The sequence below is a fragment of the Enterobacter sp. ECC-019 genome (assembly GCF_043974075.1).
GTDB lineage: Bacteria > Pseudomonadota > Gammaproteobacteria > Enterobacterales > Enterobacteriaceae > Enterobacter > Enterobacter asburiae_D.
Map to the genome: position 1 here is coordinate 146,867 of NZ_CP143759.1, position 26,647 is coordinate 173,513.

The 26,647-nt window shown below is 51.7% G+C and carries 34 protein-coding genes, 2 tRNA genes and 4 rRNA genes; 8 read left to right on the forward strand and 32 right to left on the reverse strand.

From position 1 onward, the window contains the following. The first annotated feature begins 2 nt into the window (after positions 1-2). Together V1566_RS00705 and V1566_RS00710 are read left to right on the forward strand one after the other, a co-directional pair. Entirely contained in the window at positions 3-1,106 is a 1,104-nt protein-coding gene (locus tag V1566_RS00705) for an amino acid ABC transporter permease (protein WP_121424811.1), read from the forward strand. Positions 1,107-1,113: 7 nt separating this feature from the next. Next, positions 1,114-1,872 carry an amino acid ABC transporter ATP-binding protein gene (locus V1566_RS00710; RefSeq protein WP_014171880.1) on the forward strand — a complete coding sequence of 253 codons (759 nt, stop codon included), beginning with the start codon at positions 1,114-1,116 and terminating at the stop codon, positions 1,870-1,872. A gap of 106 nt (positions 1,873-1,978) precedes the next feature. Here the strand turns inward: V1566_RS00710 and rrf (V1566_RS00715) are convergent. The 6 genes from rrf (V1566_RS00715) to V1566_RS00740 all read right to left on the reverse strand — a co-directional run bounded on the left by rrf (V1566_RS00715) (position 1,979) and on the right by V1566_RS00740 (position 7,216). Continuing rightward, a 5S ribosomal RNA gene (gene rrf, locus V1566_RS00715) occupies positions 1,979-2,094 on the reverse strand. A 43-nt stretch (positions 2,095-2,137) separates the two neighbouring features. Continuing rightward, positions 2,138-2,213: transfer RNA gene (locus V1566_RS00720), tRNA-Thr, on the reverse strand. Positions 2,214-2,227: 14 nt separating this feature from the next. Next, a 5S ribosomal RNA gene (gene rrf, locus V1566_RS00725) occupies positions 2,228-2,343 on the reverse strand. Between the two features lie 74 nt (positions 2,344-2,417). After that, a 23S ribosomal RNA gene (locus V1566_RS00730) occupies positions 2,418-5,323 on the reverse strand. A gap of 192 nt (positions 5,324-5,515) precedes the next feature. Then, positions 5,516-5,591 (reverse strand) — tRNA-Glu (locus V1566_RS00735). A gap of 85 nt (positions 5,592-5,676) precedes the next feature. Then, positions 5,677-7,216 (reverse strand): 16S ribosomal RNA (locus V1566_RS00740). Together the 16S, 23S and 5S rRNA genes with 2 tRNA genes alongside form the textbook arrangement of a ribosomal RNA operon. A gap of 472 nt (positions 7,217-7,688) precedes the next feature. On the opposite strand from V1566_RS00740, the gene V1566_RS00745 reads away from it, so the two are divergent. Next, the gene (locus V1566_RS00745) at positions 7,689-8,243 is read left to right on the forward strand and encodes a gamma carbonic anhydrase family protein (RefSeq protein ID WP_395304811.1); all 555 of its coding nucleotides are present in this window, start codon (positions 7,689-7,691) and stop codon (positions 8,241-8,243) included. On the opposite strand, the gene V1566_RS00750 is transcribed toward V1566_RS00745, so the two are convergent. Genes V1566_RS00750 through dprA form a run of 6 tightly spaced genes read right to left on the reverse strand, consistent with a single transcriptional unit; the run spans position 8,219 to position 12,002 of the window. Next, the gene (locus V1566_RS00750) at positions 8,219-8,467 is read right to left on the reverse strand and encodes a DUF1488 domain-containing protein (RefSeq protein WP_395304812.1); all 249 of its coding nucleotides are present in this window, start codon (positions 8,465-8,467) and stop codon (positions 8,219-8,221) included. The two genes, V1566_RS00745 and V1566_RS00750, sit on opposite strands and share 25 nt — an antisense overlap. Further along, the gene (aroE, locus tag V1566_RS00755) at positions 8,464-9,282 is read right to left on the reverse strand and encodes a shikimate dehydrogenase (RefSeq protein ID WP_023309443.1); all 819 of its coding nucleotides are present in this window, start codon (positions 9,280-9,282) and stop codon (positions 8,464-8,466) included. The genes V1566_RS00750 and aroE overlap by 4 nt, the downstream gene beginning before the upstream one ends. A gap of 4 nt (positions 9,283-9,286) precedes the next feature. After that, on the reverse strand, positions 9,287-9,859 hold the full coding sequence (tsaC, locus tag V1566_RS00760; protein ID WP_395304813.1) for an L-threonylcarbamoyladenylate synthase type 1 TsaC: 573 nt from the start codon (positions 9,857-9,859) through the stop codon (positions 9,287-9,289). After that, a complete protein-coding gene (locus V1566_RS00765) occupies positions 9,852-10,406 on the reverse strand; it encodes a type I DNA topoisomerase (RefSeq protein WP_032662341.1) in 555 nt (184 codons plus the stop codon). The genes tsaC and V1566_RS00765 overlap by 8 nt, the downstream gene beginning before the upstream one ends. Before the next feature lie 26 nt (positions 10,407-10,432). Then, positions 10,433-10,906, reverse strand: coding sequence for a DUF494 family protein Smg (gene smg, locus V1566_RS00770; protein WP_008503477.1), 474 nt, complete (start codon positions 10,904-10,906; stop codon positions 10,433-10,435). Next, complete coding sequence (gene dprA / locus V1566_RS00775) at positions 10,878-12,002, reverse strand: DNA-protecting protein DprA (RefSeq protein WP_395304814.1); 1,125 nt, start codon at positions 12,000-12,002, stop codon at positions 10,878-10,880. The genes smg and dprA overlap by 29 nt, the downstream gene beginning before the upstream one ends. A 127-nt stretch (positions 12,003-12,129) precedes the next feature. On the opposite strand from dprA, the gene def reads away from it, so the two are divergent. From def to mscL, 5 genes are all read left to right on the forward strand, one after another. Beyond that, positions 12,130-12,639, forward strand: coding sequence for a peptide deformylase (gene def, locus V1566_RS00780; protein WP_008503479.1), 510 nt, complete (start codon positions 12,130-12,132; stop codon positions 12,637-12,639). 25 nt (positions 12,640-12,664) lie between these two features. After that, positions 12,665-13,612 (forward strand): methionyl-tRNA formyltransferase, encoded by a 948-nt coding sequence (fmt, locus tag V1566_RS00785; RefSeq protein ID WP_395304815.1) that lies wholly within the window; start codon positions 12,665-12,667, stop codon positions 13,610-13,612. Positions 13,613-13,664: 52 nt separating this feature from the next. Beyond that, entirely contained in the window at positions 13,665-14,951 is a 1,287-nt protein-coding gene (gene rsmB / locus V1566_RS00790) for a 16S rRNA (cytosine(967)-C(5))-methyltransferase RsmB (RefSeq protein WP_395304816.1), read from the forward strand. 22 nt (positions 14,952-14,973) lie between these two features. After that, entirely contained in the window at positions 14,974-16,350 is a 1,377-nt protein-coding gene (gene trkA / locus V1566_RS00795) for a Trk system potassium transporter TrkA (RefSeq protein WP_008503482.1), read from the forward strand. Between the two features lie 146 nt (positions 16,351-16,496). Then, positions 16,497-16,907 carry a large-conductance mechanosensitive channel protein MscL gene (gene mscL / locus V1566_RS00800; protein WP_023309449.1) on the forward strand — a complete coding sequence of 137 codons (411 nt, stop codon included), beginning with the start codon at positions 16,497-16,499 and terminating at the stop codon, positions 16,905-16,907. Here mscL and V1566_RS00805 read toward each other — a convergent pair whose 3' ends face one another. The 20 genes from V1566_RS00805 to rplN form a co-directional block, all read right to left on the reverse strand. Next, on the reverse strand, positions 16,908-17,123 hold the full coding sequence (locus V1566_RS00805) for an alternative ribosome-rescue factor A (RefSeq protein ID WP_032644529.1): 216 nt from the start codon (positions 17,121-17,123) through the stop codon (positions 16,908-16,910). A gap of 57 nt (positions 17,124-17,180) precedes the next feature. After that, on the reverse strand, positions 17,181-17,606 hold the full coding sequence (zntR, locus tag V1566_RS00810) for a Zn(2+)-responsive transcriptional regulator (RefSeq protein ID WP_032662336.1): 426 nt from the start codon (positions 17,604-17,606) through the stop codon (positions 17,181-17,183). Positions 17,607-17,608: 2 nt separating this feature from the next. Continuing rightward, positions 17,609-17,977 (reverse strand): DUF1992 domain-containing protein, encoded by a 369-nt coding sequence (locus V1566_RS00815; RefSeq protein ID WP_395304817.1) that lies wholly within the window; start codon positions 17,975-17,977, stop codon positions 17,609-17,611. A 107-nt stretch (positions 17,978-18,084) separates the two neighbouring features. Then, positions 18,085-18,468 (reverse strand): 50S ribosomal protein L17, encoded by a 384-nt coding sequence (gene rplQ / locus V1566_RS00820; RefSeq protein WP_001216368.1) that lies wholly within the window; start codon positions 18,466-18,468, stop codon positions 18,085-18,087. Between the two features lie 40 nt (positions 18,469-18,508). Next, complete coding sequence (locus tag V1566_RS00825; protein ID WP_002919219.1) at positions 18,509-19,498, reverse strand: DNA-directed RNA polymerase subunit alpha; 990 nt, start codon at positions 19,496-19,498, stop codon at positions 18,509-18,511. Positions 19,499-19,523: 25 nt separating this feature from the next. After that, positions 19,524-20,144, reverse strand: a complete 621-nt coding sequence (rpsD, locus tag V1566_RS00830; RefSeq protein ID WP_004868345.1) for a 30S ribosomal protein S4 — start codon at positions 20,142-20,144, stop codon at positions 19,524-19,526. A 33-nt stretch (positions 20,145-20,177) separates the two neighbouring features. After that, positions 20,178-20,567, reverse strand: a complete 390-nt coding sequence (gene rpsK / locus V1566_RS00835) for a 30S ribosomal protein S11 (protein WP_003863312.1) — start codon at positions 20,565-20,567, stop codon at positions 20,178-20,180. A 16-nt stretch (positions 20,568-20,583) separates the two neighbouring features. Beyond that, positions 20,584-20,940, reverse strand: a complete 357-nt coding sequence (rpsM, locus tag V1566_RS00840; RefSeq protein ID WP_003863308.1) for a 30S ribosomal protein S13 — start codon at positions 20,938-20,940, stop codon at positions 20,584-20,586. A 146-nt stretch (positions 20,941-21,086) separates the two neighbouring features. Then, positions 21,087-21,203: a 50S ribosomal protein L36 gene (gene rpmJ / locus V1566_RS00845; RefSeq protein ID WP_000868187.1), complete on the reverse strand. Its 117-nt coding sequence runs from the start codon at positions 21,201-21,203 to the stop codon at positions 21,087-21,089. 31 nt (positions 21,204-21,234) lie between these two features. Continuing rightward, a complete protein-coding gene (secY, locus tag V1566_RS00850; protein WP_003863305.1) occupies positions 21,235-22,566 on the reverse strand; it encodes a preprotein translocase subunit SecY in 1,332 nt (443 codons plus the stop codon). 7 nt (positions 22,567-22,573) lie between these two features. Further along, on the reverse strand, positions 22,574-23,008 hold the full coding sequence (rplO, locus tag V1566_RS00855; protein ID WP_003863304.1) for a 50S ribosomal protein L15: 435 nt from the start codon (positions 23,006-23,008) through the stop codon (positions 22,574-22,576). Positions 23,009-23,011: 3 nt separating this feature from the next. Further along, a complete protein-coding gene (gene rpmD / locus V1566_RS00860) occupies positions 23,012-23,191 on the reverse strand; it encodes a 50S ribosomal protein L30 (protein ID WP_003863301.1) in 180 nt (59 codons plus the stop codon). 6 nt (positions 23,192-23,197) lie between these two features. After that, positions 23,198-23,698 carry a 30S ribosomal protein S5 gene (rpsE, locus tag V1566_RS00865; RefSeq protein WP_003863299.1) on the reverse strand — a complete coding sequence of 167 codons (501 nt, stop codon included), beginning with the start codon at positions 23,696-23,698 and terminating at the stop codon, positions 23,198-23,200. A 14-nt stretch (positions 23,699-23,712) separates the two neighbouring features. Beyond that, complete coding sequence (gene rplR, locus V1566_RS00870; protein WP_003863297.1) at positions 23,713-24,066, reverse strand: 50S ribosomal protein L18; 354 nt, start codon at positions 24,064-24,066, stop codon at positions 23,713-23,715. Between the two features lie 9 nt (positions 24,067-24,075). Continuing rightward, on the reverse strand, positions 24,076-24,609 hold the full coding sequence (gene rplF / locus V1566_RS00875; RefSeq protein ID WP_003863296.1) for a 50S ribosomal protein L6: 534 nt from the start codon (positions 24,607-24,609) through the stop codon (positions 24,076-24,078). Between the two features lie 12 nt (positions 24,610-24,621). Continuing rightward, positions 24,622-25,014, reverse strand: a complete 393-nt coding sequence (gene rpsH, locus V1566_RS00880; protein WP_006178918.1) for a 30S ribosomal protein S8 — start codon at positions 25,012-25,014, stop codon at positions 24,622-24,624. Between the two features lie 30 nt (positions 25,015-25,044). Continuing rightward, entirely contained in the window at positions 25,045-25,350 is a 306-nt protein-coding gene (gene rpsN / locus V1566_RS00885; RefSeq protein ID WP_003863291.1) for a 30S ribosomal protein S14, read from the reverse strand. 14 nt (positions 25,351-25,364) lie between these two features. Beyond that, complete coding sequence (gene rplE / locus V1566_RS00890; protein WP_103780723.1) at positions 25,365-25,904, reverse strand: 50S ribosomal protein L5; 540 nt, start codon at positions 25,902-25,904, stop codon at positions 25,365-25,367. A 14-nt stretch (positions 25,905-25,918) separates the two neighbouring features. Further along, entirely contained in the window at positions 25,919-26,233 is a 315-nt protein-coding gene (rplX, locus tag V1566_RS00895; RefSeq protein WP_003863287.1) for a 50S ribosomal protein L24, read from the reverse strand. Between the two features lie 10 nt (positions 26,234-26,243). Further along, complete coding sequence (gene rplN / locus V1566_RS00900) at positions 26,244-26,615, reverse strand: 50S ribosomal protein L14 (protein WP_002919748.1); 372 nt, start codon at positions 26,613-26,615, stop codon at positions 26,244-26,246. Between the last annotated feature and the right edge of the window lie 32 nt (positions 26,616-26,647).

Consider the following 26,647-nt stretch of genomic DNA (forward strand, 5'->3'; position numbering starts at 1 on the left):
TGATGACAAAAGCGATACTGTCGCACTCCTCGCGCCCTGCCAACTCGACAGGTGGACGTTTCATTCTCTGGGCGCGCAAGAATCTGTTCTCCAGCTGGAGTAACAGCCTGCTGACAATTGTCTGCCTGTGGCTCATGTGGGAATTGATTCCTCCCCTGCTGAACTGGGCATTTTTACAGGCCAACTGGGTCGGTTCAACCCGAGCAGACTGCACAAAAGCCGGCGCCTGCTGGGTGTTTATTCATGAGCGCTTCGGCCAGTTTATGTATGGATTGTATCCCCATGAACAGCGCTGGCGGATTAATCTGGCGCTGGTTATCGGCCTGCTTTCTGTCGCGGCCATGTTCTGGAAAAAGCTGCCTCATCGTGGACGCTATATTGCCGCCTGGGCAGTGGTTTATCCGATTATTGTCTGGGCGCTGTTGTATGGCGGTTTCCTGGGGCTGGAACGCGTTGAAACACGCCAGTGGGGCGGGTTAACGCTGACGCTGATTATCGCTTCAGTGGGGATAGCTGGTGCGCTACCGTGGGGGATTTTACTGGCCCTGGGACGGCGTTCAAAAATGCCGATCGTCCGCGTGCTCTCCGTTATCTTCATTGAGTTCTGGCGCGGCGTACCGCTTATCACCGTTCTGTTTATGTCGTCGGTCATGCTGCCGCTGTTTATGGCAGAAGGTACCACCATCGACAAGCTGATCCGTGCCCTGGTGGGGGTGATTCTCTTCCAGTCCGCCTATGTCGCTGAAGTTGTGCGAGGTGGTTTGCAGGCGTTACCTAAAGGCCAGTACGAAGCGGCGGAATCACTGGCTCTAGGTTACTGGAAAACGCAGGGGCTGGTCATTCTTCCACAAGCACTCAAGCTGGTCATCCCGGGTCTGGTCAACACGATCATTGCCCTCTTCAAGGATACCAGCCTGGTGATCATCATCGGATTGTTCGATCTCTTTAGCAGCGTGCAACAGGCAACCGTTGACCCTGTCTGGCTGGGTATGTCTACCGAAGGATATGTCTTTGCAGCTCTGATCTACTGGATCTTTTGTTTTAGCATGTCGCGCTACAGCCAGCATCTGGAAAAGCGCTTTAACACCGGGCGTACACCGCACTGAGGAAATTATGAGCCAAATAACTATGACACCCGCCGACGCGATGATTACGCTGGAAAATGTGAATAAATGGTACGGACAATTTCATGTCCTGAAGGACATTAATCTTAAGGTAAAGCAGGGAGAGCGCATTGTCCTTTGCGGCCCTTCTGGATCCGGGAAATCCACAACCATTCGCTGTATTAATCATCTTGAAGAACATCAGCAAGGACGCATTGTGGTTGATGGTATCGAGCTGAATGAAGATATCCGCAATATCGAGCGCGTACGTCAGGAAGTGGGAATGGTATTTCAGCACTTTAATCTGTTTCCGCACCTGACCGTTCTGCAAAACTGTACGCTTGCGCCAATTTGGGTACGAAAGATGCCGAAAAAGGAAGCGGAGGCATTAGCCATGCACTACCTGGAGCGCGTACGTATCGCAGAGCATGCCAATAAGTTTCCTGGCCAGATATCGGGCGGCCAACAGCAGCGTGTGGCTATCGCCCGTTCGCTGTGCATGAAACCGAAAATTATGCTGTTTGATGAACCGACATCTGCCCTGGATCCGGAAATGGTGAAAGAGGTTCTGGACACCATGATTGGGCTGGCGCAATCCGGTATGACCATGCTGTGTGTGACGCATGAGATGGGGTTTGCGCGAACCGTGGCCGACCGGGTGATCTTTATGGATCGCGGGGAAATTGTTGAGCAGGCACCGCCGGATGAGTTCTTTGCGCATCCGAAGTCAGAACGTACGCGAGCATTCCTGTCGCAGGTGATTCATTAGTCGTTTGATCTGCCGGGTGGCGGCTTCGCCTTACCCGGCCTACCGTTTTTTCTGCGCATAAACGCAAAAAGGCCATCCTTTCGGATGGCCTTCTCACTTATTTGATGTCTGGCAGTTCCCTACTCTCACATGGGGAGACCCCACACTACCATCGGCGCTACGGCGTTTCACTTCTGAGTTCGGCATGGGGTCAGGTGGGACCACCGCGCTAAAGCCGCCAGACAAATTCTTTTACTTCTTACCGAACTTTAACCTAAGTATAAAGTGGTGCTGATACCCAGAGTCGAACTGGGGACCTCACCCTTACCAAGGGTGCGCTCTACCAACTGAGCCATATCAGCACGCTAAATTTGATGCCTGGCAGTTCCCTACTCTCACATGGGGAGACCCCACACTACCATCGGCGCTACGGCGTTTCACTTCTGAGTTCGGCATGGGGTCAGGTGGGACCACCGCGCTAAAGCCGCCAGGCAAATTCTGTTAATCTGTATCAAAGCTGAAATTTGATTGTCTGTCTCTCGTCGCCGAAACAGCTTCGGCGTTGTAAGGTTAAGCCTCACGGTTCATTAGTATCGGTTAGCTCAACGCATCGCTGCGCTTACACACCCGACCTATCAACGTCGTAGTCTTCAACGTTCCTTCAGGACCCTTAAAGGGTCAGGGAGAACTCATCTCGGGGCAAGTTTCGTGCTTAGATGCTTTCAGCACTTATCTTTTCCGCATTTAGCTACCGGGCAATGCCATTGGCATGACAACCCGAACACCAGTGATGCGTCCACTCCGGTCCTCTCGTACTAGGAGCAGCCCCCCTCAATTCTCCAGCGCCCACGGCAGATAGGGACCGAACTGTCTCACGACGTTCTAAACCCAGCTCGCGTACCACTTTAAATGGCGAACAGCCATACCCTTGGGACCTACTTCAGCCCCAGGATGTGATGAGCCGACATCGAGGTGCCAAACACCGCCGTCGATATGAACTCTTGGGCGGTATCAGCCTGTTATCCCCGGAGTACCTTTTATCCGTTGAGCGATGGCCCTTCCATTCAGAACCACCGGATCACTATGACCTGCTTTCGCACCTGCTCGAGCCGTCACTCTCGCAGTCAAGCTAGCTTATGCCATTGCACTAACCTCCTGATGTCCGACCAGGATTAGCTAACCTTCGTGCTCCTCCGTTACTCTTTGGGAGGAGACCGCCCCAGTCAAACTACCCACCAGACACTGTCCGCAACCCGGATTACGGGTCTACGTTAGAACACCAGCCATTAAAGGGTGGTATTTCAAGGGCGGCTCCACGCAGACTGGCGTCCACGCTTCAAAGCCTCCCACCTATCCTACACATCAAGGACCAGTGTTCAGTGTCAAGCTATAGTAAAGGTTCACGGGGTCTTTCCGTCTTGCCGCGGGTACACTGCATCTTCACAGCGAGTTCAATTTCACTGAGTCTCGGGTGGAGACAGCCTGGCCATCATTACGCCATTCGTGCAGGTCGGAACTTACCCGACAAGGAATTTCGCTACCTTAGGACCGTTATAGTTACGGCCGCCGTTTACCGGGGCTTCGATCAAGAGCTTCGCGTTGCCGCTAACCCCATCAATTAACCTTCCGGCACCGGGCAGGCGTCACACCGTATACGTCCACTTTCGTGTTTGCACAGTGCTGTGTTTTTAATAAACAGTTGCAGCCAGCTGGTATCTTCGACTGATTTCAGCTCCACCCGCAGGGGCTTCACCTACATATCAGCGTGCCTTCTCCCGAAGTTACGGCACCATTTTGCCTAGTTCCTTCACCCGAGTTCTCTCAAGCGCCTTGGTATTCTCTACCTGACCACCTGTGTCGGTTTGGGGTACGATTTGATGTTACCTGATGCTTAGAGGCTTTTCCTGGAAGCAGGGCATTTGTTACTTCAGCACCGTAGTGCCTCGTCATCACACCTCAGCGTTAATAAGGTACCGGATTTACCTGGAACCTCCGCCTACATGCTTAAACCGGGACAACCGTCGCCCGGCTAACATAGCCTTCTCCGTCCCCCCTTCGCAGTAACACCAAGTACAGGAATATTAACCTGTTTCCCATCGACTACGCCTTTCGGCCTCGCCTTAGGGGTCGACTCACCCTGCCCCGATTAACGTTGGACAGGAACCCTTGGTCTTCCGGCGTGCGGGCTTTTCACCCGCATTATCGTTACTTATGTCAGCATTCGCACTTCTGATACCTCCAGCACCCCTCACAGGACACCTTCAACGGCTTACAGAACGCTCCCCTACCCAACAACGCATACGCGTCGCTGCCGCAGCTTCGGTGCATGGTTTAGCCCCGTTACATCTTCCGCGCAGGCCGACTCGACCAGTGAGCTATTACGCTTTCTTTAAATGATGGCTGCTTCTAAGCCAACATCCTGGCTGTCTGTGCCTTCCCACATCGTTTCCCACTTAACCATGACTTTGGGACCTTAGCTGGCGGTCTGGGTTGTTTCCCTCTTCACGACGGACGTTAGCACCCGCCGTGTGTCTCCCGTGATAACATTCTTCGGTATTCGTAGTTTGCATCGGGTTGGTAAGCCGGGATGGCCCCCTAGCCGAAACAGTGCTCTACCCCCGAAGATGAGTTCACGAGGCGCTACCTAAATAGCTTTCGGGGAGAACCAGCTATCTCCCGGTTTGATTGGCCTTTCACCCCCAGCCACAAGTCATCCGCTAATTTTTCAACATTAGTCGGTTCGGTCCTCCAGTTAGTGTTACCCAACCTTCAACCTGCCCATGGCTAGATCACCGGGTTTCGGGTCTATACCCTGCAACTTAACGCCCAGTTAAGACTCGGTTTCCCTTCGGCTCCCCTATACGGTTAACCTTGCTACAGAATATAAGTCGCTGACCCATTATACAAAAGGTACGCAGTCACACCACGAAGGTGCTCCCACTGCTTGTACGTACACGGTTTCAGGTTCTTTTTCACTCCCCTCGCCGGGGTTCTTTTCGCCTTTCCCTCACGGTACTGGTTCACTATCGGTCAGTCAGGAGTATTTAGCCTTGGAGGATGGTCCCCCCATATTCAGACAGGATACCACGTGTCCCGCCCTACTCTTCGAGTTCACAACCTGTGTGCTTTCGTGTACGGGGCTGTCACCCTGTATCGCCGGACTTTCCAGACCGTTCCACTAACACACAAGCTGATTCAGACTCTGGGCTGCTCCCCGTTCGCTCGCCGCTACTGGGGGAATCTCGGTTGATTTCTTTTCCTCGGGGTACTTAGATGTTTCAGTTCCCCCGGTTCGCCTCGTTAACCTATGTATTCAGTTAACGATAGTGTGTCGGAACACACTGGGTTTCCCCATTCGGACATCGCCGGGTCAAAGGTTCATATCACCTCGCCGGCGCTTTTCGCAGATTAGCACGTCCTTCATCGCCTCTGACTGCCAGGGCATCCACCGTGTACGCTTAGTCGCTTAACCTCACAACCCGAAGATGTTTCTTTCGATTCATCACCGACTTGCGAAAATTTGAGAGACTCGAACACACCTTAAAGATGTGTCGTTTCAATTTTCAGCTTGATCCAGATTTTTAAAGAGCAAATATCTCAAACGTCACCCGAAGATGAGTTTTGAGATATTAAGGCAGGTGACTTTCACTCACGAACCAGCAAGTGGCGTCCCCTAGGGGATTCGAACCCCTGTTACCGCCGTGAAAGGGCGGTGTCCTGGGCCTCTAGACGAAGGGGACACTGAAGTCTCAATCGCAAGACGCCTTGCTATTTACTTTTCATCAGACAATCTGTGTGAGCACTACAAAGGCAGGTTCTTTAAGGTAAGGAGGTGATCCAACCGCAGGTTCCCCTACGGTTACCTTGTTACGACTTCACCCCAGTCATGAATCACAAAGTGGTAAGCGCCCTCCCGAAGGTTAAGCTACCTACTTCTTTTGCAACCCACTCCCATGGTGTGACGGGCGGTGTGTACAAGGCCCGGGAACGTATTCACCGTAGCATTCTGATCTACGATTACTAGCGATTCCGACTTCATGGAGTCGAGTTGCAGACTCCAATCCGGACTACGACGCACTTTATGAGGTCCGCTTGCTCTCGCGAGGTCGCTTCTCTTTGTATGCGCCATTGTAGCACGTGTGTAGCCCTACTCGTAAGGGCCATGATGACTTGACGTCATCCCCACCTTCCTCCAGTTTATCACTGGCAGTCTCCTTTGAGTTCCCGGCCTAACCGCTGGCAACAAAGGATAAGGGTTGCGCTCGTTGCGGGACTTAACCCAACATTTCACAACACGAGCTGACGACAGCCATGCAGCACCTGTCTCAGAGTTCCCGAAGGCACCAAAGCATCTCTGCTAAGTTCTCTGGATGTCAAGAGTAGGTAAGGTTCTTCGCGTTGCATCGAATTAAACCACATGCTCCACCGCTTGTGCGGGCCCCCGTCAATTCATTTGAGTTTTAACCTTGCGGCCGTACTCCCCAGGCGGTCGACTTAACGCGTTAGCTCCGGAAGCCACGCCTCAAGGGCACAACCTCCAAGTCGACATCGTTTACGGCGTGGACTACCAGGGTATCTAATCCTGTTTGCTCCCCACGCTTTCGCACCTGAGCGTCAGTCTTTGTCCAGGGGGCCGCCTTCGCCACCGGTATTCCTCCAGATCTCTACGCATTTCACCGCTACACCTGGAATTCTACCCCCCTCTACAAGACTCTAGCCTGCCAGTTTCGAATGCAGTTCCCAGGTTGAGCCCGGGGATTTCACATCCGACTTGACAGACCGCCTGCGTGCGCTTTACGCCCAGTAATTCCGATTAACGCTTGCACCCTCCGTATTACCGCGGCTGCTGGCACGGAGTTAGCCGGTGCTTCTTCTGCGGGTAACGTCAATCGACAAGGTTATTAACCTTATCGCCTTCCTCCCCGCTGAAAGTACTTTACAACCCGAAGGCCTTCTTCATACACGCGGCATGGCTGCATCAGGCTTGCGCCCATTGTGCAATATTCCCCACTGCTGCCTCCCGTAGGAGTCTGGACCGTGTCTCAGTTCCAGTGTGGCTGGTCATCCTCTCAGACCAGCTAGGGATCGTCGCCTAGGTGAGCCGTTACCCCACCTACTAGCTAATCCCATCTGGGCACATCTGATGGCAAGAGGCCCGAAGGTCCCCCTCTTTGGTCTTGCGACGTTATGCGGTATTAGCTACCGTTTCCAGTAGTTATCCCCCTCCATCAGGCAGTTTCCCAGACATTACTCACCCGTCCGCCGCTCGTCACCCGAGAGCAAGCTCTCTGTGCTACCGCTCGACTTGCATGTGTTAGGCCTGCCGCCAGCGTTCAATCTGAGCCATGATCAAACTCTTCAATTTAAGTTTGATGCTCGTGAATTAAACTTCGTAATGAATTACGTATGTTCACTCAGAGACTTGGTATTCATTTTTCGTCTTGCGACGTTAAGAATCCATGTCACTTTGAGTGCCCACACAGATTGTCTGATAAATTGTTAAAGAGCAGTGCAACGCGGCTTTCGCTCACCGTTGCGAGGTGGCGTATATTACGCTTTCCTCTTTCAGAGTCAACCCGTTATTTCAGGATTTTTTCTCTTCAACCGAACCGCTTGTTGTGTGAAGTGATTCACATCCGCCGTGTCGATGGAGGCGCATTATAGGGATCCCATTTTTTAGCACAAGTATTTTTTAGATCTTTTTTTCCGACTGCTGATTTTCCGCGCTTTTCGCTGAAATCCCGCCCGATCTGCTTAAATATTGACGTATTTTGCCTTGCCTCGATCCATTACTATGATCAAAGTCTTCTGTATAGCGCTCATTGTTAGAGGTAGATATGCCCGCAGTATTACGTCCTTATAAAGATCTGTTCCCCCAAAAAGGCGATCGCGTGATGATCGATGCCAGCAGCGTGGTGATTGGTGATGTCCGAATGGCCGATGACGTCAGCATCTGGCCGCTCGTCGCCATCAGGGGAGATGTTAACTATGTGTCGATTGGTGCACGTACCAATATTCAGGACGGTAGCGTTCTGCATGTCACACACAAATCCTCCTATAACCCGGAGGGCAATCCCCTCATCATTGGAGACGAGGTTACCGTCGGCCATAAAGTGATGCTTCACGGCTGCACGATCGGAAATCGCGTACTTGTTGGCATGGGGTCGATTTTGCTGGATGGCGTCATAGTAGAAGATGACGTAATGATTGGTGCCGGTAGCCTGGTCCCGCAGAACAAACGGCTGGAGAGCGGCTATCTCTATCTGGGAAGCCCGGTAAAACAGATCCGCCCCCTGAAGGAGGCAGAGATCGAAGGGTTAAAATACTCGGCGAACAACTACGTTAACTGGAAGGATGACTATTTGGATCAGGACAACCAAACCCAGCCCTGATCGTCTTCCTGCTGTTCGCGGATTAAATCGCTGGCTTCCTCTTCCAGATCCCAGCGATTTTCGCTAAATACCGCTAGCGGGTCTGAACCGCCAAAACGACACAGCAGCGTTTCCCCATGAATGGCACAGGTAAGTTGCATACCCTGCACCAGCACCGGAAAACAAACCGCTTGTTTACTCTCATCCCAGCTCTCTCTGTCCGGGAAATGAATAGCCTGGTTCACGCCGAAAGTTCCTGCTTTAACTTTTCAATGACAGGTTCGACCGCCGGCAGCACGCCATGCCAGAGCAGCACCGCATGCGCAGCCTGCCCCACCAGCATTCCCAGTCCATCGGCTAATTGTTTCGCGCCGTGTTGTTCGCACCAGTTAAGGAAAGGCGTCTTCCCTTTCTGATAAAACATGTCATAGAAGTACATATGCGCGCTGACCAGAGAAGCAGGAATTGCCGGGATCTCGCCATTGATGCCGCTGGACGTGGCATTGATAACAAGATCGAACTCACGATCGGCAAGATCGTCAAGTGCTACCGCGCTCACGCTGCCGGTATGCGCAAACAACGCCGCCAGCGCTTCTGCGCGGGAAAAGGTTCTGTTGGTAATGGTCACCGCACAGTCCAGTGAAAGCAGAGGCAACAGTACTCCCCGCGATGCGCCACCCGCACCAATCAGCAGGACCCGGAATCCGGGCTTAATAAACGACAGTCGTTCCAGATCGCTAAGTAAACCAATTCCGTCGGTGTTGTCCCCCAAAAGGCGGCCATCCTCAAGCCGTTTTAGGGTATTGACCGCACCAGCCAGTGAAGCGCGCTCGGTAAGCTCATCCGCACGTTCGAAGGCTTCCTCTTTAAAAGGGACCGTCACATTAGCGCCTTTACCGCCGGCGGCGAAAAAAGCCTCCAGCGTTGGAATAAATGCATCCACCGGTGCCAGTACGCGACCATAGGGATGGTTTATCTGCAGCTGCTTCGCAAATTGCTGATGAATCAACGGTGACTTGCTGTGTGCAATCGGATTACCAAAAACAGCATAGGTTTCCATGAGATTATCCCTGGCGAAAACGTTCGCCGGTCAAAGCGTCGCGAATTTCAGACGGATTCAGACGCCCTCCCGTTTCACCGACAGCAACAGGGAAGTCATTCCCGAACTGCGCCAGCACTTCTTCGGTTGTCCGACAAGGTGGCAATCCGGTCAGGTTGGCGCTGGTTGAGACCAGCGGTTTACCAAATGCCAGACAAAGCTCAACCACCAGCGGATGGTCAGTTACGCGAACGGCGAGGGAATCAAAGCGTCCGGTTAACCAGCGCGGCGTTGTCGGCTGCGCCGGGAAGACAAAGGTCACCGGTCCAGGCCACGCCGAGAAGATAGTCTCGCGCTGCGCCGGCGTCAGCATGGAGTCATCGATATAGGGTTTAAGCTGCTCGTAGTTCGCAGCGATCAAAATCAGCCCTTTCTCGACGGGTCTTTGTTTTAAGGCAAGCAGGCGGCTCACAGCCGTCTCGCTGTCAGGATCGCAACCGACCCCAAAAACAGCTTCAGTTGGATAGGCGATGACTTCTTCATTTTTCAGTACGTCCACTGCATGCACAATGGAGCCTGATGGCAGGTTATTATTCACTATTTTGATCCGCCGTAACCGGCTTTCCACATTGTTTACTGGCGCAGAAGCGTTTCATGCCTTGCGCGGTTTTCTTCTCTATGAGTAGCGGATAATTGCAATGAGGGCAGGTTCCCGCTACCGGTTTAAAATTGATAACGAACTGGCATTCAGGATAGCGATCGCACGAATGGAAGGTCTTACCATAACGGGAGCGGCGCTGTACCAATTGACCGCGCTGACACTGAGGGCACGCGATTGCCGTTTCATCAGGCTTATCAATTTGTTCCGTATGTTCGCATTCCGGGTAGCGGCTACACCCAATAAACATGCCGAAACGCCCCTGACGCAGGGCTAATTCACCACCGCAGACTGGACAAAACTGCCCCTCCAGAATTTTAACGATATGTCCATCCGCCTGACTTTTCAGGGGGCGGACATAATCACATTCCGGATAGTGTGAACAACCGAGAAACGGGCCGTGTTTCCCGGACCGAATAACAAGTTCAGCCCCGCACTGCGGGCAGGGCTCGTTTTTATGCACCGTGAATAGTGCTGATTTGGCCATAACAACTCTTGGTGCTGCACATTGAATTAGTGCAGCATACCTTCATTCACTTCAAAGAGTAATTCTTCCATTTGCTGATAGGCATTTTCACAGCCCGGGATATTAAACAGAACCATCAGGATCACCCACTTGAGGTCTTCCAGTTCAAATTCTGCTGTATCCAGCGCCATGACGCGCTCTATCACCATTTCTCTCGTTTCGAGGTTCAGCACCTGAATCTGCTCAAGGAATAAGATGAACCCCCGGCAGCTGGCGTCCAGCCTTTCACACTCTTCTGCGGTATAAATGCGTACTGACAATGGGTCAGAAGCAAGCTGCATCGGTTCGGCGAGGCCTTCCTGATAATCAGCCAGTTTTTCCAGCCACATCAACGCATTATAGATATCTTCCCGCTCAAACCCCGCATCGGTAAGATCCTGTGTCAATTTGTCCTGATCCACTCGCATTTCTGCTTCGTTATGGATGTAAGTCTCAAACAAATACATCAGTACGTCGAACATGGCATGCCCTCCTTAATCGGACATAGCCGCCGGGTACAGCTGCGATCCACCCTGCTAACTCCAGTTCGAGTAGCTGTGCTACCGTTACTGGCACAGGTTGGCCGGCACGTTCAGCGACAACGTCAACAGGTGTTACCTCATCTCCTACGTTAGCCAGGAGCTTGGGAAATGGCAATGCCACCTTTCCCTGATCTGATGAATATTGTCGCTTTTCGGGATCTTCCTGCAGCCATTGCAACCCATATTGCAAATTTTCAAGAATATCCCCTACTTCCGTTACCGGTGTTGCCTCTTGCTTAAGCAGCCAGTGGGGCCCCTCGCATCCAGGGTTGCCTATCGGACCAGGCAAGGCGAAGACTTCTCGCCCTTGTTCGAGCGCGCATCGCGCCGTGACCAGCGAACCGCTTCTCCGCGCCGCTTCAACCACCAGCACGCCTTTGCTAAGCCCGCTGATAATGCGATTACGACGCGGAAAGTTTGCCGGCCAGGGCTGCGCGGAAAGCGGGAACTCAGACACTATCGCGCCGTCAGATTCAATAAGTCGCATCGCCAGTGCCTGATGTCGGCGTGGATAAATGCTAAAAAGACCGTTCCCCAGCACCGCTACACTTCGTCCTTTAACTGACAGCGCCGCGCCGTGGGCAACGCCGTCAATACCGCAGGCAAGCCCGCTGGTGATCGTGAAACCGCTTTGTGACAATTGTTCGCACAGGATTTTCCCCCATCGCTCGCCGTACCATGACGGCGCACGACTGCCTACCACCGCCAGTTGAACCGTATTAAGCGCCTCAGGGTTACCTTTTACGAATAATGCCCCGGGATAATCAGGAATCGTTCGGAGTAAAGAGGGATAAAGCGGATGGTTGGCCGTCAATAAGTGATTTCCCGGCTGCTCAAGCCACATCAGGCTACGTTCCAGCTCGCTCTCGTCTGGCGCAAAGAACCGTTCAACCTGCTTTGCTGTCAGCCCGGCGTTCCTGGCGACGAGCGCATCGATGTTTCCCTGCTTCTGCAGTCGCGCAGCCACTTCCAGCATTACATCACCACACAGAGACCCTGTGTGTATTAGCCGTAGCCATATCTCGGTAGACGTCATCCTTTCCCCTGCCATAAGCGGCCTCCGCAATCATTGCGATTGGTCACTGATGCTGTCAATCGATGGGGGATTTGTCTAGAATAGAAAGAGTATTCTTATCAACTCCTGAACACGACTCTGGAAATTTATGGCAGTTTTGCAAGTGTTACATATTCCGGACGAGCGCCTTCGCATCGTCGCTGAACCGGTCAAAGAAGTGAATGCAGAAATCCAGCGTATCGTTGATGATATGTTCGATACCATGTACGCCGAAGAAGGCATTGGCCTGGCGGCGACGCAGGTGGACATTCACAAACGTATTATCGTGATTGATGTTTCTGAAAATCGCGATGGCCGCCTGGTGCTGATCAACCCTGAGTTGCTCGAAAAGAGTGGCGAAACCGGTATTGAGGAAGGCTGTCTGTCCATTCCTGAACAGCGCGCTTTAGTGCCGCGTGCCGAAAAAGTGAAAATTCGCGCCCTGGATCGCGACGGTAATCCGTTCGAACTGGAAGCAGACGACCTGCTGGCGATTTGTATTCAGCATGAGATGGATCACCTGGTCGGTAAACTGTTTATCGATTATCTCTCGCCGCTGAAACAGCAGCGTATTCGTCAGAAAGTAGAAAAACTGGATCGTTTGCGTTCTCGCGCATAACGTCCCCCGGGATACAAGGATCATCGTGTCTAAAACACTACGAATCATCTTCGCGGGAACCCCTGATTTTGCAGCGCGTCATCTTGACGCGCTGTTATCTTCTGGTCACCAGGTTGTTGGCGTCTTTACCCAGCCGGATCGTCCGGCAGGTCGTGGTAAAAAACTGATGCCAAGCCCAGTAAAGGTGCTGACAGAAGAGCATGGGCTACCCGTTTTCCAGCCCGCATCGTTACGCCCACAGGAAAATCAGCAGCTGGTTGCTGACCTGAATGCCGACGTAATGGTGGTGGTGGCTTACGGTTTAATTTTGCCGAAAGCCGTGCTCGATATGCCTCGCCTGGGGTGCATCAACGTGCATGGGTCTCTGCTCCCGCGCTGGCGTGGTGCTGCACCTATCCAGCGCTCGCTGTGGGCAGGTGATGCCGAAACGGGCGTTACCATTATGAAGATGGACGTAGGTTTAGACACCGGCGATATGCTGTATAAACTGGCCTGCCCCATTACGTCAGACGATACCAGCGCCACGCTGTATGACAAACTGGCAGACCTCGGTCCACAAGGGCTTATCGAGACGCTCCAGCAGTTGGCTGACAATACGGCGAAACCGGAAGTTCAGGATGACGCGCTGGTGACGTATGCCGAAAAACTGAGCAAAGAAGAAGCGCGGATCGACTGGTCCCTGTCAGCCGCTCAACTTGAACGCTGCATTCGCGCTTTTAATCCGTGGCCAATGAGCTGGATGGAGATTGATGAGCAGCCGGTGAAAGTCTGGAAAGCCTCCGTCATTAGCGGTACTACCACGGCTGAACCCGGTACGATTGTTGACGCCAACAAGAACGGGATCCAGGTGGCGACTGCGCAAGGGATCCTGAATCTTGAATCGCTACAACCGGCCGGTAAGAAGGCCATGAGCGCCCAGGATCTGTTAAATTCCCGTCGCGAATGGTTTATTCCAGGCAATCGTCTTGCCTGAGCAAATTTATCCTTAAGGCCCGGTGTTTCCGGGCATTTTTATTTTTACGGTTATGAAAAAACAAAATCTACGCAGTATGGCGGCTCAGGCCGTTGAGCAGGTTATCGAGCAGGGCCAGTCATTAAGTAACGTCCTGCCTCCTCTGCAACAAAAAGTCTCTGATAAAGACAAAGCCCTGCTTCAGGAGCTCTGTTTTGGCGTTCTGCGCACGCTTTCTCAGCTTGAGTGGTTGATTAACAAGCTGATGTCACGCCCAATGACAGGCAAGCAGCGCACCGTACACTATTTGATTATGGTGGGCTTTTATCAGCTTCTTCATACCCGCATCCCACCTCATGCCGCGCTGGCTGAGACGGTGGAAGGTGCCGTTGCGATTAAACGCCCTCAGCTGAAAGGGCTGATCAACGGCGTACTGCGTCAGTTTCAGAGACAGCAGGAAGAGCTTCTGGCTGAATTTGCCCAAAGCGAAGCACGTTTCCTGCACCCGGACTGGCTGTTGAAGCGCCTGAAAAAAGCTTATCCACAGCAGTGGCTGGACATTGCCGATGCCAACAACCAGCGTCCGCCAATGTGGTTACGCGTGAATCGTAATCATCACACCCGTGACGCATGGCTGACATTACTTGAAGAAGCTGGAATGAGTGGATTCCCGCATGAAGCCTATCCGGATGCTGTACGCCTGGCCTCACCGGCATCGGTACATGCATTACCCGGTTTTGATGAAGGCTGGGTAACCGTACAGGATGCCTCGGCTCAGGGTTGCATGACCTGGCTTGAACCCAAAAATGGTGAGCAGATACTCGATCTGTGCGCCGCGCCTGGGGGCAAAACGACGCATATTCTTGAAGTGGCTCCGCAGGCCAGCGTAATGGCAGTGGACGTCGATGAACAGCGTCTCTCACGCGTCTACGACAACCTCAAGCGTCTGGGTATGAAGGCTCAGGTTAAGCAAGGCGATGGACGCAAACCCGCAGAATGGTGTGGTGAAACACAATTCGATCGCATTTTGCTGGACGCCCCCTGCTCTGCAACGGGTGTTATTCGTCGTCATCCGGACATCAAGTGGCTACGCCGCGATCGTGATATTAAGGAACTTGCCCAACTGCAATCCGACATTCTCGACGCCATTTGGCCACATCTTAAACCTGGCGGAACACTGGTTTATGCGACCTGCTCCGTACTGCCGGAAGAAAACAGCCAGCAAATCGCGGCTTTCCTTAAACGTACCCCGGGCGCCGCGCTGCGCGATACGGGAACGCCTGAATCCCCGGGTCTGCAGAACCTGCCGGGTGCTGAACAGGGTGATGGCTTCTTTTACGCTAAGCTAATCAAAGAGTGATGTTGAGAACAGGTCACGAGATATGAAGATTATCATTCTGGGTGCAGGACAGGTGGGCGGAACGCTGGCTGAAAACCTGGTTGGCGAAAACAACGACATCACAATTGTTGATACCAACGGCGATCGTCTGCGTGTCTTACAGGACAAGTTTGACCTGCGCGTGGTGCAGGGTCATGGTTCGCACCCACGCGTGCTTCGTGAGGCGGGAGCCGACGATGCCGACATGCTGGTTGCGGTAACCAGTTCTGACGAAACCAACATGGTGGCCTGTCAGGTGGCCTATTCGCTTTTCAACACGCCAAACCGAATCGCGCGCATTCGCTCTCCGGACTATGTTCGCGATGCTGAGAAACTGTTTAATTCCGAAGCGGTCCCGATTGACCATCTCATCGCGCCAGAACAACTGGTTATCGACAATATCTATCGTCTGATCGAATATCCGGGCGCCCTGCAGGTGGTGAACTTTGCCGAGGGTAAAGTGAGCCTGGCAGTGGTTAAGGCCTATTACGGTGGACCATTGATCGGCAATGCGCTTTCCACCATGCGCGAGCACATGCCGCATATCGATACGCGCGTCGCAGCCATTTTCCGTCACGACAGGCCAATCCGCCCGCAAGGCTCCACGATTGTCGAAGCAGGTGATGAGGTCTTCTTTATTGCGGCCTCACAGCATATTCGTGCGGTGATGAGTGAACTTCAGCGTCTCGAAAAACCCTATAAACGCATCATGCTGGTCGGCGGCGGCAATATCGGTGCAGGTCTGGCACATCGGTTAGAAAAAGATTACAGCGTAAAATTGATCGAGCGCGATCAACAGCGTGCTGCTGAGCTGGCGGAAAAACTGCAAAATACGATCGTATTTTATGGCGATGCGTCTGATCAGGAATTGCTGGCTGAAGAGCATATTGATCAGGTTGATCTCTTTATTGCCGTCACCAACGACGACGAGGCGAATATAATGTCCGCCATGCTCGCCAAGCGTATGGGAGCAAAGAAGGTCATGGTGCTTATCCAGCGTAAGGCGTATGTCGATCTGGTCCAGGGCAGCGTCATTGATATTGCCATTTCACCGCAGCAGGCAACAATTTCCGCGCTTCTGAGCCATGTTCGTAAAGCAGATATTGTTGGTGTGTCATCGCTCCGCCGCGGCGTAGCGGAAGCCATTGAAGCTGTTGCTCATGGAGATGAAACCACGTCACGCGTCGTGGGCCGGTCGATCGACGAAATTAAGCTGCCACCAGGCACGATTATCGGCGCCGTTGTGCGCGGGAACGACGTCATGATTGCCAATGACAATTTACGTATTGAGCAAGGCGATCACGTTATTATGTTCCTTACCGATAAAAAGTTTATTACCGACGTCGAACGTTTATTCCAGCCAAGTCCATTCTTCCTTTAAAGAGCTGGGTGCTCGAGTAAGAGCACCCATTCTTTATCCTTTTCATTTTTGTGCCTTTTATTTTTCATAACGTTTAATTATCCCGAATGGCAATTGGCTAATCATTTGTTAAACTTATACTCGTCAGCTGGCACAAGGAGAGAACAATGAGTTTTATTAAAGAATTTCGCGAATTTGCGATGCGCGGGAACGTGGTGGATTTGGCAGTGGGTGTCATTATTGGTGCAGCATTCGGCAAGATTGTTTCATCATTAGTGGCCGACATTATCATGCCACCTTTAGGGCTGTTAATCGGGGGCATTGATTTCAAACAATTCGCTTTCACACTGCGTGAAGCGCAGGGTGATGTTCCGGCAGTAGTAATGCACTACGGCGTATTTATTCAGAACGTATTTGATTTTGTGATTGTCGCGTTTGCCATTTTTATGGCTATCAAGCTGATCAACAGGCTCAACCGTAAAAAAGAAGAGCCGGCTGCTGCACCTGCACCAACGAAAGAAGAAGTGCTGCTGAGTGAGATCCGCGATCTGTTAAAAGAACAGAATAACCGCGTATAGTCACCAGATAAAAGCAGGAAGGCCAGTGGTAAATAAGCGATTCGCTTGCTTGCCACTGGCCTCCCAGTTACCCCGTTTTTCATGTTTGTCTTTACGCAGATAACTTCCTTTCCCTTTTTTATTCTTCTCAACGCGCTGCCTGAATAACGGGTCGTGAAGTAACGCCTCAATGGCATTGTCCTTGATTTGTCCTTTCGTGTGCTGATAGCGGCTCATAATGTCTCCAGAGCAGGGTTTATGACGACGGGAGTCTAGACCCGGATGAACTAAAAATCAACAGCCCTGCGTTTCTCCACTCGCTCCCTGTTCAAGGGTTTCCAGAATTGAACAGTAAATACTGCTGTGGGCCGTCCCGCAGCAGGCATCATTCAGCCTTTGCAGAGAGCGCTGCATGGTTTGCAATTCCTGAATGCGTGCTTCAACTTCATCCAGCCGGGCCTGCACAATGCTTTTAGATTCCTGGCAGGTGTGATGCTCCGGATCGATGCGGATCGATAATAACTCACGAATCGAATCCAGCGTGAAGCCGAGCTGACGCGCATAACGAATAAACCGCAGTCGCTGCAAATCGTTATCGGTATAAAGGCGAAAGCCACCTTCAGTGCGAACTTCATGATCGATCATCTGCTGCTTTTCGTAATATCGGATGGTATCCGGCGTAACGTTCGCAAGCTTCGCAAGTTCACCAATACGGTACATAACTACTCCTCGTTTATTTTCTGCATCAATCTTTCACCGTATTCACCGCGCAAAAAATCAGTGTTCATCCCAGCCTGGCGCAACTTGAGTTCAAGAAGGGCGAGGCGGCGGCTAAGTTCAGAATGTCGTGGATCGTCATAGCGGATCCCTTTGAGAAGATCGGCCAGTTCAATAGCCTCTCTGCGCTGTTCGAGCTCCGGAGGGAGACAGCCAGCATTTTTCAGTAAACGGTATCCAGCACGCAGTTCAGGCGCGATGTGCGAATCATCGTCAAGCACAAGGGGTTCGCCGCTACCCGGGAGATCGTCGAATTCACCTTTATTTTGGGCATCGCGAATATGGCGTTCTGCCCACTGGTCGAGCAACCACATTACCAGCTCCAGGGGATGAACAGAATTGATACAGACATTGTAGAGAAGTGGGGGGATCGCGGATATAAAAAAACCCGCCGGAGCGGGTTTTTTTACGTTACTACAGATTACTCTGCAGCAGCTTCTGCTTTCTCTGAACGATCAACCAGCTCGATGTAAGCCATCGGCGCGTTGTCGCCTGCACGGAAACCACACTTCAGAATGCGAGTGTAACCACCGGCACGGCTCGCGAAACGCGGGCCCAGTTCGTTAAACAGTTTTGCCACGATCTCGTTATCACGAGTACGGGCGAATGCCAGACGACGATTAGCAACGCTGTCAGTCTTGGCAAGAGTAATCAGCGGCTCAACTACGCGACGCAGCTCTTTCGCTTTAGGCAGGGTCGTCTTGATGATCTCATGACGAACCAGTGAACCTGCCATGTTGCGGAACATAGCCTGGCGATGGCTGCTGTTGCGGTTCAGTTGACGACCACTCTTACGATGGCGCATGACCTTATCCTTCTCAGTAAAACCTTAACCTGTGATCCGGTTACTCGTCAGCAATGCTTGCCGGTGGCCAGTTTTCCAGGCGCATGCCCAGAGACAGACCACGTGAAGCCAGCACGTCTTTAATCTCAGTAAGAGATTTTTTACCCAGGTTCGGCGTTTTCAGCAACTCAACCTCGGTACGCTGTACCAGATCACCGATATAGTGGATAGCTTCTGCCTTAAGGCAGTTAGCAGAGCGGACAGTCAATTCGAGATCGTCAACAGGGCGCAGCAGGATCGGATCGAATTCTGGTTTCTCTTCTTTCACTTCCGGCTGACGAACATCACGTAAGTCAACGAAAGCTTCCAGTTGTTCTGCCAGGATGGTTGCCGCACGACGAATCGCCTCTTCAGGATCGATTGTGCCGTTGGTTTCCATTTCGATGACCAGCTTGTCCAGGTCGGTACGCTGTTCTACACGCGCTGCTTCAACATTGTAGGCAATACGCTCTACAGGGCTATAGCATGCGTCGACCAGCAGACGGCCGATTGGGCGCTCATCTTCTTCCGAATGAATTCGGGCAGAAGCCGGCACATAACCACGACCGCGCTGAACTTTGATACGCATGCTAATAGCTGCGTTCTCATCGGTCAGGTGGCAGATCACGTGCTGCGGCTTGACGATTTCAACATCACCGTCGTGGGTGATGTCGGCTGCAGTCACAGGGCCAATGCCAGATTTATTCAGAGTAAGAATAACTTCATCTTTACCCTGAACTCTCACCGCCAGCCCTTTCAGGTTGAGCAGGATTTCAAGGATATCTTCCTGAACGCCTTCTTTGGTGCTGTACTCATGAAGTACACCATCAATCTCAACCTCGGTCACCGCGCAACCCGGCATCGATGAGAGCAGAATACGGCGCAGTGCGTTACCCAGAGTATGGCCAAAGCCACGCTCTAAAGGCTCAAGGGTCACCTTGGCGTGCGTCGAACTCACTTGCTCGATATCTACCAGGCGCGGTTTTAGAAACTCTGTCACAGAACCCTGCATTGTGTCCTCTCTTTGGTACTAAGCTTTACTTGGAGTAAAGCTCGACGATCAGGTGTTCGTTAATGTCCGCAGACAGATCAGAACGTTCTGGCTGACGCTTGAACGTACCTTCCATCTTGCCAGCATCAACTTCCAGCCAGGTTGGCTTTTCACGCTGCTCAGCCAGCTCCAGAGCGGCCTTCACGCGAGATTGCTTTTTCGCTTTCTCACGAATGCTAACAACGTCATTCGCTTTAACCTGATAAGAAGCGATGTTAACAACACGACCGTTTACCATGATTGCTTTGTGGCTAACCAGCTGACGTGATTCAGCACGAGTAGCGCCGAAGCCCATACGGTATACAACGTTGTCCAGACGACCTTCCAGCAGGGCCAGCAGGTTTTCACCTGTGTTGCCTTTCAGACGTGCTGCTTCTTTATAGTAGTTACGGAACTGACGCTCCAGCACACCGTACATACGGCGAACTTTTTGCTTCTCACGCAACTGCACACCATAGTCAGACAGACGCGGTTTACGCGCACCGTGCTGGCCAGGAGCTTGTTCAATTTTACACTTGGTATCGATCGCGCGAACGCCAGACTTAAGGAATAAGTCGGTGCCCTCACGACGGCTCAGCTTGAGCTTAGGACCCAAATATCTTGCCATTTTCTATCTCCAACTAACCTAAAAAACGGAGCGTTATACGCGACGTTTTTTCGGCGGACGACAACCGTTATGAGGGATCGGAGTCACATCAGTAATATTCGTGATGCGGAAACCAGCGGCGTTCAGAGCGCGAACAGTAGATTCACGACCCGGACCCGGACCTTTAACCATAACTTCCAGATTCTTGATGCCGTATTCTTTTACGGCTTCTGCGCAACGCTCTGCTGCAACCTGAGCTGCGAACGGAGTGGATTTGCGAGAACCACGGAAACCGGAACCACCGGCTGTTGCCCAACCCAATGCGTTACCCTGACGATCAGTAATAGTAACGATGGTGTTGTTGAAAGAAGCATGGATATGAGCCACGCCGTCAGAGACTTGTTTTCTTACACGTTTACGTGCACGAACTGGTGCCTTTGCCATTATTCAATCACCCCGATTATTTCTTGATCGGTTTGCGCGGACCCTTACGGGTACGTGCGTTGGTCTTAGTACGCTGACCGCGCACTGGCAGACCACGACGATGACGCAAACCGCGATAGCAACCAAGATCCATCAGGCGCTTGATGCTCATGCTGATTTCACGGCGCAGATCACCTTCAACGACAAATTTGGCAACTTCGTCACGCAGCGTGTCGATTTGTTCTTCAGACAGCTCACTGATCTTAACATCTTCAGCGATACCCGCTGCAGCCAGAATGGCTTTAGAACGGGTCTTGCCGACGCCGTAGATCGAAGTTAATGCGATCACAGCATGTTTCTGATCAGGAATGTTAATGCCTGCTATACGGGCCACTATGCACTCCTACTATTTAATATGTACGCACCATGCTGAAAAGCCCGTTTTCAGGATACTCAAATGGAAACGTACAGACATACAAAAGATTGGCTGGCTAATCTAGCCAGCTCAACCCAACTTTGCAAGAAAAATATGCGAAATAATCAGCCTTGGCGCTGTTTATGCTTCGGCTCGGCACTGCAAATCACACGGATGACACCATCACGCTTAACGATTTTGCAGTTACGGCATAATTTCTTGACGGAAGCACGAACTTTCATTTTTACTCTCCGTAACTTCTCAGGCGACCATTTAGCGGCCGTAGCCTTTCAGGTTCGCCTTCTTCAATGCAGACTCATACTGACTGGACATCATCAGAGTTTGCACTTGAGCCATAAAGTCCATAATCACGACAACAACGATAAGCAGTGAGGTCCCACCGAAGTAGAACGGTACTTTCATTGCATCACGCATGAACTCCGGGATCAGGCAGATAAAAGTAATATAAAGCGCACCAACCAAAGTCAGGCGAGTCATTACTTTATCGATATACTTCGCCGTTTGCTCTCCCGGACGAATTCCTGGTACAAATGCACCGGACTTCTTCAGGTTATCTGCTGTTTCACGCGGGTTGAAGACCAACGCCGTGTAGAAGAAACAGAAGAAGATGATCGCAGACGCATAGAGTAACACATAAAGTGGTTGCCCAGGCTGCAAATACAGCGAAATTGTTGTCAGCCAGTTCCAACCAGTACCGCCCCCGAACCATGACGCGATGGTTGCCGGGAACAGAATAATACTGGAAGCGAAGATAGCCGGGATAACCCCCGCCATGTTCACTTTCAGCGGTAAATGTGTGCTCTGTGCAGCATAGACACGACGACCCTGCTGACGTTTAGCGTAGTTCACCACAATGCGGCGTTGACCACGTTCAACGAACACAACAAAGAACGTCACTGCAAATACTAATACTGCAACCAACAGCAACAGGAGGAAGTGCAGGTCGCCTTGACGCGCTTGCTCGATAGTATGGGCGATGGCTGGCGGGAGGCCCGCAACAATACCGGCGAAGATAATGATTGAGATACCGTTACCGATACCACGCTCAGTAATCTGTTCGCCGAGCCACATCAGGAACATTGTCCCTGTGACCAGACTTACAACAGCGGTGAAGTAGAATGCAAAGCCTGGGTTTAACACCAGGCCCTGCATACCAGGCATATTCGGCAGACCGGTAGCAATACCGATCGACTGGAATATTGCCAGCACCAGAGTACCGTAACGGGTGTACTGACTAATCTTACGACGTCCAGACTCCCCTTCTTTCTTCAACTCTGCCAGGGCCGGATGAACGACCGTCAGCAGCTGGATAATAATAGATGCCGAAATGTACGGCATAATACCCAATGCGAAGATAGAAGCACGGCTGAGAGCACCACCAGAGAACATGTTGAACATTTCAATGATGGTGCCTCGCTGTTGCTCAAGCAGTTTGGCAAGTACAGCGGCATCGATACCAGGGATCGGAATAAAAGAGCCAATACGGAACACAATCAGCGCGCCGATAACAAACAGCAGTCTGCGTTTCAGCTCGCCAAATCCACCTTTGGCACTTTGAAAATCTAATCCCGGTTGCTTAGCCATCTGCTACTTATTCCTCAATTTTACCGCCAGCAGCTTCGATAGCAGCACGAGCACCTTTAGTAACACGCAGGCCACGAACAGTTACCGGAGTAGAAACTTCACCAGCCAGGATCACTTTCGCGAACTCGATCTGGATACCGATAATGTTTGCTGCTTTCAGCGTGTTCAGGTCTACAACGCCGCCTTCAACTTTCGCCAGGTCAGACAGACGGATTTCCGCTGTGATCGCTGCTTTGCGAGAGGTGAAGCCGAACTTCGGCAGACGACGGTACAGTGGCATCTGGCCACCCTCGAAACCGCGACGTACGCCACCGCCAGAACGAGAGTTCTGACCTTTGTGACCACGACCACCGGTTTTGCCGAGGCCAGAACCGATACCACGACCCAGGCGTTTACCCGCCTTTTTAGAGCCTTCGGCCGGAGACAGAGTATTTAAACGCATCTCTTACTCCTCAACTTTAACCATGAAGTAAACCGCGTTGACCATACCACGAACAGCAGGAGTATCCTCGCGCTCAACGGTATGACCAATACGACGCAGACCCAGGCCAAGCAGCGTTGCCTTGTGTTTCGGCAGACGACCGATTGCACTGCGGGTTTGAGTGATTTTAATAGTCTTTGCCATGGTCAATTACCCCAGAATTTCTTCAACGGATTTACCACGCTTGGCAGCGACCATTTCTGGAGAATTCATATTTTCCAGGCCATCAATAGTTGCACGAACCACGTTAATCGGGTTGGTGGAACCATATGCTTTGGCCAGAACGTTATGAACCCCAGCAACTTCCAGAACGGCGCGCATTGCACCACCGGCGATGATACCGGTACCTTCTGAAGCTGGCTGCATGAATACACGAGAACCCGTGTGAACACCTTTAACTGGGTGCTGCAGGGTGCCGTTGTTCAGCGCGACGTTAATCATGTTGCGACGGGCTTTTTCCATCGCTTTCTGGATCGCTGCTGGAACTTCACGCGCTTTACCGTAACCAAAACCAACGCGACCGTTACCATCGCCTACTACAGTCAGAGCTGTGAAGGAGAAAATACGACCACCTTTAACGGTTTTAGATACGCGGTTTACCGCGATCAGCTTTTCCTGCAGTTCGCCAGCCTGTTTTTCGATGTGAGCCATCTTACACCTCTACCTTAGAACTGAAGGCCAGCTTCACGGGCAGCATCTGCCAGTGCCTGGACACGACCATGATATTGGAACCCGGAACGGTCAAAGGAAACATTGCTGATGCCTTTTTCCAGAGCGCGTTCAGCAACAGCTTTACCTACAGCTGCAGCGGCGTCTTTGTTACCGGTGTACTTCAATTGTTCTGAGATAGCTTTTTCTACAGTAGAAGCAGCTACCAGAACTTCAGAACCGTTCGGTGCAATTACCTGTGCGTAAATATGACGCGGGGTACGATGTACCACCAGGCGAGTTGCACCCAGCTCTTTGAGCTTGCGGCGTGCGCGGGTCGCACGACGGATACGAGCAGATTTCTTATCCATAGTGTTACCTTACTTCTTCTTAGCCTCTTTGGTACGCACGACTTCGTCGGCGTAACGAACACCCTTGCCTTTATAAGGCTCAGGACGACGGTAGGCGCGCAGATCTGCTGCAACCTGACCGATCAGCTGTTTATCAGCGCCTTTCAGCACGATTTCAGTTTGAGTCGGACATTCTGCAGTGATACCGGCCGGCAGCGGATGCTCAACAGGGTGTGAGAAGCCCAGAGACAGGCCTACTGCATTCCCTTTGATAGCTGCACGATAACCTACACCAACCAGCTGAAGCTTTTTAGTGAAGCCTTCGGTAACACCAACAACCATTGAGTTCAGCAGGGCACGCGCGGTACCAGCCTGAGCCCATCCATCCACGAAACCATCACGTGGACCGAAGGTCAGAGCGTTATCTGCATGTTTAACTTCAACAGCTTTGTTGAGGGTACGAGTCAGCTCGCCGTTTTTACCTTTGATCGTAATAACCTGACCGTCGATTTTTACATCAACGCCGGCAGGAATAACGACCGGTGCTTTAGCAACACGAGACATTCTTTCCTCCGATTAGGCTACGTAGCAGATAATTTCGCCACCAAGACCAGCCTGGCGCGCTGCACGATCAGTCATAACACCTTTAGAGGTAGAAACAACTGCGATACCAAGACCAGCCATAACTTTCGGCAGCTCATCTTTTTTCTTATAGATGCGCAGGCCTGGGCGACTGACACGCTGAATGCTTTCTACAACAGCTTTACCCTGGAAATACTTGAGAGTAAGTTCCAGTTCCGGCTTGGTGTCGCCTTCAACTTTAAAATCTTCGATAAAACCTTCTTCCTTCAGCACGTTGGCAATTGCCACTTTCAGCTTGGCGGAAGGCATGGTGACCGCAACTTTGTTCGCGGCCTGACCGTTACGGATACGGGTCAGCATATCCGCGATCGGATCTTGCATGCTCATCTGTCTTTACTCCCGTGATTCAATTGGTAATTACCAGCTAGCCTTTTTCAAGCCTGGCACTTCACCGCGCATAGCGGCTTCACGCAGTTTGATACGGCTCAACCCAAACTTGCCCACATAACCATGTGGACGACCTGTTTGACGACAGCGGTTACGCTGACGAGACGGGCTGGAATCACGCGGCAGAGACTGCAGCTTGAGAACCGCATTCCAACGATCTTCGTCGGAAGCGTTCACATCAGAAATGATCGCTTTCAGTTCAGCGCGTTTAGCGAAGAATTTATCAGCTAAAGCTACGCGCTTTACTTCGCGTGCTTTCATTGATTGCTTAGCCATTCAGTAACCCTACCTTACTTGCGGAACGGGAAGTCAAAGGCAGCCAGCAGAGCACGGCCTTCTTCGTCAGATTTCGCAGTAGTGGTAATGGTAATATCCAAACCACGCACGCGGTCGACTTTATCGTAGTCGATTTCTGGGAAGATGATCTGCTCACGGACACCCATGCTGTAGTTACCACGACCGTCGAAAGACTTAGCGGACAAGCCACGGAAGTCACGGATACGTGGAACAGCAATAGTGATCAGGCGCTCAAAGAACTCCCACATGCGTTCGCCACGCAGAGTTACTTTACAGCCGATCGGATAGCCCTGACGGATTTTGAAGCCTGCAACAGATTTGCGTGCTTTGGTGATCAGCGGTTTTTGACCGGAGATTGCTGTCAGGTCAGCTGCTGCGTTATCCAGCAGTTTCTTGTCAGCGATCGCTTCACCAACACCCATGTTCAGGGTGATCTTCTCGACCCGAGGGACTTGCATGACAGAATTGTAGTTAAACTCAGTCATGAGTTTGCTAACTACTTCGTCTTTGTAGTAATCATGCAGTTTCGCCATCGTACTACTCCAAATTACTTGATAGTTTCGCTGTTAGACTTGAAGAAACGGACTTTTTTGCCGTCTTCGAATCTAAAGCCTACACGGTCAGCCTTGCCGGTAGCCGCATTGAAGATTGCAACGTTAGAAACCTGAATAGCAGCTTCTTTTTCAACGATGCCACCTGGTTGGTTCAGGGCCGGAACCGGCTTCTGATGTTTCTTAACCAGGTTGATACCTTCAACGACAAGTTTGCCGGAAGACAGAACATTTTTTACTTTACCGCGTTTACCTTTATCTTTACCGGTTAACACGATAACTTCGTCATCACGACGGATTTTCGCTGCCATGATTCGCTCCTTAGAGTACTTCTGGTGCCAGAGAGATAATTTTCATGAACTTCTCAGTACGAAGTTCACGAGTTACCGGCCCAAAGATACGCGTGCCGATAGGCTGCTCGCTGTTATTGTTTAAAATAACGCATGCATTACCATCGAAGCGAATGACAGAACCGTCAGGGCGACGAACACCCTTCTTGGTGCGCACCACTACCGCCTTCAGCACATCACCTTTTTTGACCTTACCACGTGGAATTGCTTCCTTGATGGTGATCTTGATGATGTCGCCTACGCCTGCGTAGCGACGGTGCGAGCCACCCAGAACCTTGATACACATTACGCGACGTGCACCGGAGTTGTCGGCGACGTTCAGCATAGTCTGTTCTTGGATCATTTTAGTGCTCCGCTAATGTCAACTACTACCTG

What these genes read in the sequence shown, in the direction of transcription:
- V1566_RS00705 (WP_121424811.1), top strand. Translation starts at nt 3, where the DNA reads ATGACAAAAGCGATACTGTCGCACTCCTCGCGCCCTGCCAACTCGACA.
- V1566_RS00710 (WP_014171880.1), top strand. Translation starts at nt 1,114, where the DNA reads ATGAGCCAAATAACTATGACACCCGCCGACGCGATGATTACGCTGGAA.
- V1566_RS00745 (WP_395304811.1), top strand. Translation starts at nt 7,689, where the DNA reads ATGCCCGCAGTATTACGTCCTTATAAAGATCTGTTCCCCCAAAAAGGC.
- aroE (WP_023309443.1), bottom strand. Translation starts at nt 9,282, where the DNA reads ATGGAAACCTATGCTGTTTTTGGTAATCCGATTGCACACAGCAAGTCA.
- V1566_RS00765 (WP_032662341.1), bottom strand. Translation starts at nt 10,406, where the DNA reads ATGGCCAAATCAGCACTATTCACGGTGCATAAAAACGAGCCCTGCCCG.
- smg (WP_008503477.1), bottom strand. Translation starts at nt 10,906, where the DNA reads ATGTTCGACGTACTGATGTATTTGTTTGAGACTTACATCCATAACGAA.
- dprA (WP_395304814.1), bottom strand. Translation starts at nt 12,002, where the DNA reads ATGACGTCTACCGAGATATGGCTACGGCTAATACACACAGGGTCTCTG.
- def (WP_008503479.1), top strand. Translation starts at nt 12,130, where the DNA reads ATGGCAGTTTTGCAAGTGTTACATATTCCGGACGAGCGCCTTCGCATC.
- rsmB (WP_395304816.1), top strand. Translation starts at nt 13,665, where the DNA reads ATGAAAAAACAAAATCTACGCAGTATGGCGGCTCAGGCCGTTGAGCAG.
- trkA (WP_008503482.1), top strand. Translation starts at nt 14,974, where the DNA reads ATGAAGATTATCATTCTGGGTGCAGGACAGGTGGGCGGAACGCTGGCT.
- mscL (WP_023309449.1), top strand. Translation starts at nt 16,497, where the DNA reads ATGAGTTTTATTAAAGAATTTCGCGAATTTGCGATGCGCGGGAACGTG.
- V1566_RS00805 (WP_032644529.1), bottom strand. Translation starts at nt 17,123, where the DNA reads ATGAGCCGCTATCAGCACACGAAAGGACAAATCAAGGACAATGCCATT.
- zntR (WP_032662336.1), bottom strand. Translation starts at nt 17,606, where the DNA reads ATGTACCGTATTGGTGAACTTGCGAAGCTTGCGAACGTTACGCCGGAT.
- V1566_RS00815 (WP_395304817.1), bottom strand. Translation starts at nt 17,977, where the DNA reads ATGTGGTTGCTCGACCAGTGGGCAGAACGCCATATTCGCGATGCCCAA.
- rplQ (WP_001216368.1), bottom strand. Translation starts at nt 18,468, where the DNA reads ATGCGCCATCGTAAGAGTGGTCGTCAACTGAACCGCAACAGCAGCCAT.
- V1566_RS00825 (WP_002919219.1), bottom strand. Translation starts at nt 19,498, where the DNA reads ATGCAGGGTTCTGTGACAGAGTTTCTAAAACCGCGCCTGGTAGATATC.
- rpsD (WP_004868345.1), bottom strand. Translation starts at nt 20,144, where the DNA reads ATGGCAAGATATTTGGGTCCTAAGCTCAAGCTGAGCCGTCGTGAGGGC.
- rpsK (WP_003863312.1), bottom strand. Translation starts at nt 20,567, where the DNA reads ATGGCAAAGGCACCAGTTCGTGCACGTAAACGTGTAAGAAAACAAGTC.
- rpmJ (WP_000868187.1), bottom strand. Translation starts at nt 21,203, where the DNA reads ATGAAAGTTCGTGCTTCCGTCAAGAAATTATGCCGTAACTGCAAAATC.
- secY (WP_003863305.1), bottom strand. Translation starts at nt 22,566, where the DNA reads ATGGCTAAGCAACCGGGATTAGATTTTCAAAGTGCCAAAGGTGGATTT.
- rplO (WP_003863304.1), bottom strand. Translation starts at nt 23,008, where the DNA reads ATGCGTTTAAATACTCTGTCTCCGGCCGAAGGCTCTAAAAAGGCGGGT.
- rpmD (WP_003863301.1), bottom strand. Translation starts at nt 23,191, where the DNA reads ATGGCAAAGACTATTAAAATCACTCAAACCCGCAGTGCAATCGGTCGT.
- rpsE (WP_003863299.1), bottom strand. Translation starts at nt 23,698, where the DNA reads ATGGCTCACATCGAAAAACAGGCTGGCGAACTGCAGGAAAAGCTGATC.
- rplR (WP_003863297.1), bottom strand. Translation starts at nt 24,066, where the DNA reads ATGGATAAGAAATCTGCTCGTATCCGTCGTGCGACCCGCGCACGCCGC.
- rplF (WP_003863296.1), bottom strand. Translation starts at nt 24,609, where the DNA reads ATGTCTCGTGTTGCTAAAGCACCGGTCGTTATTCCTGCCGGCGTTGAT.
- rpsH (WP_006178918.1), bottom strand. Translation starts at nt 25,014, where the DNA reads ATGAGCATGCAAGATCCGATCGCGGATATGCTGACCCGTATCCGTAAC.
- rpsN (WP_003863291.1), bottom strand. Translation starts at nt 25,350, where the DNA reads ATGGCTAAGCAATCAATGAAAGCACGCGAAGTAAAGCGCGTAGCTTTA.
- rplE (WP_103780723.1), bottom strand. Translation starts at nt 25,904, where the DNA reads ATGGCGAAACTGCATGATTACTACAAAGACGAAGTAGTTAGCAAACTC.
- rplX (WP_003863287.1), bottom strand. Translation starts at nt 26,233, where the DNA reads ATGGCAGCGAAAATCCGTCGTGATGACGAAGTTATCGTGTTAACCGGT.
- rplN (WP_002919748.1), bottom strand. Translation starts at nt 26,615, where the DNA reads ATGATCCAAGAACAGACTATGCTGAACGTCGCCGACAACTCCGGTGCA.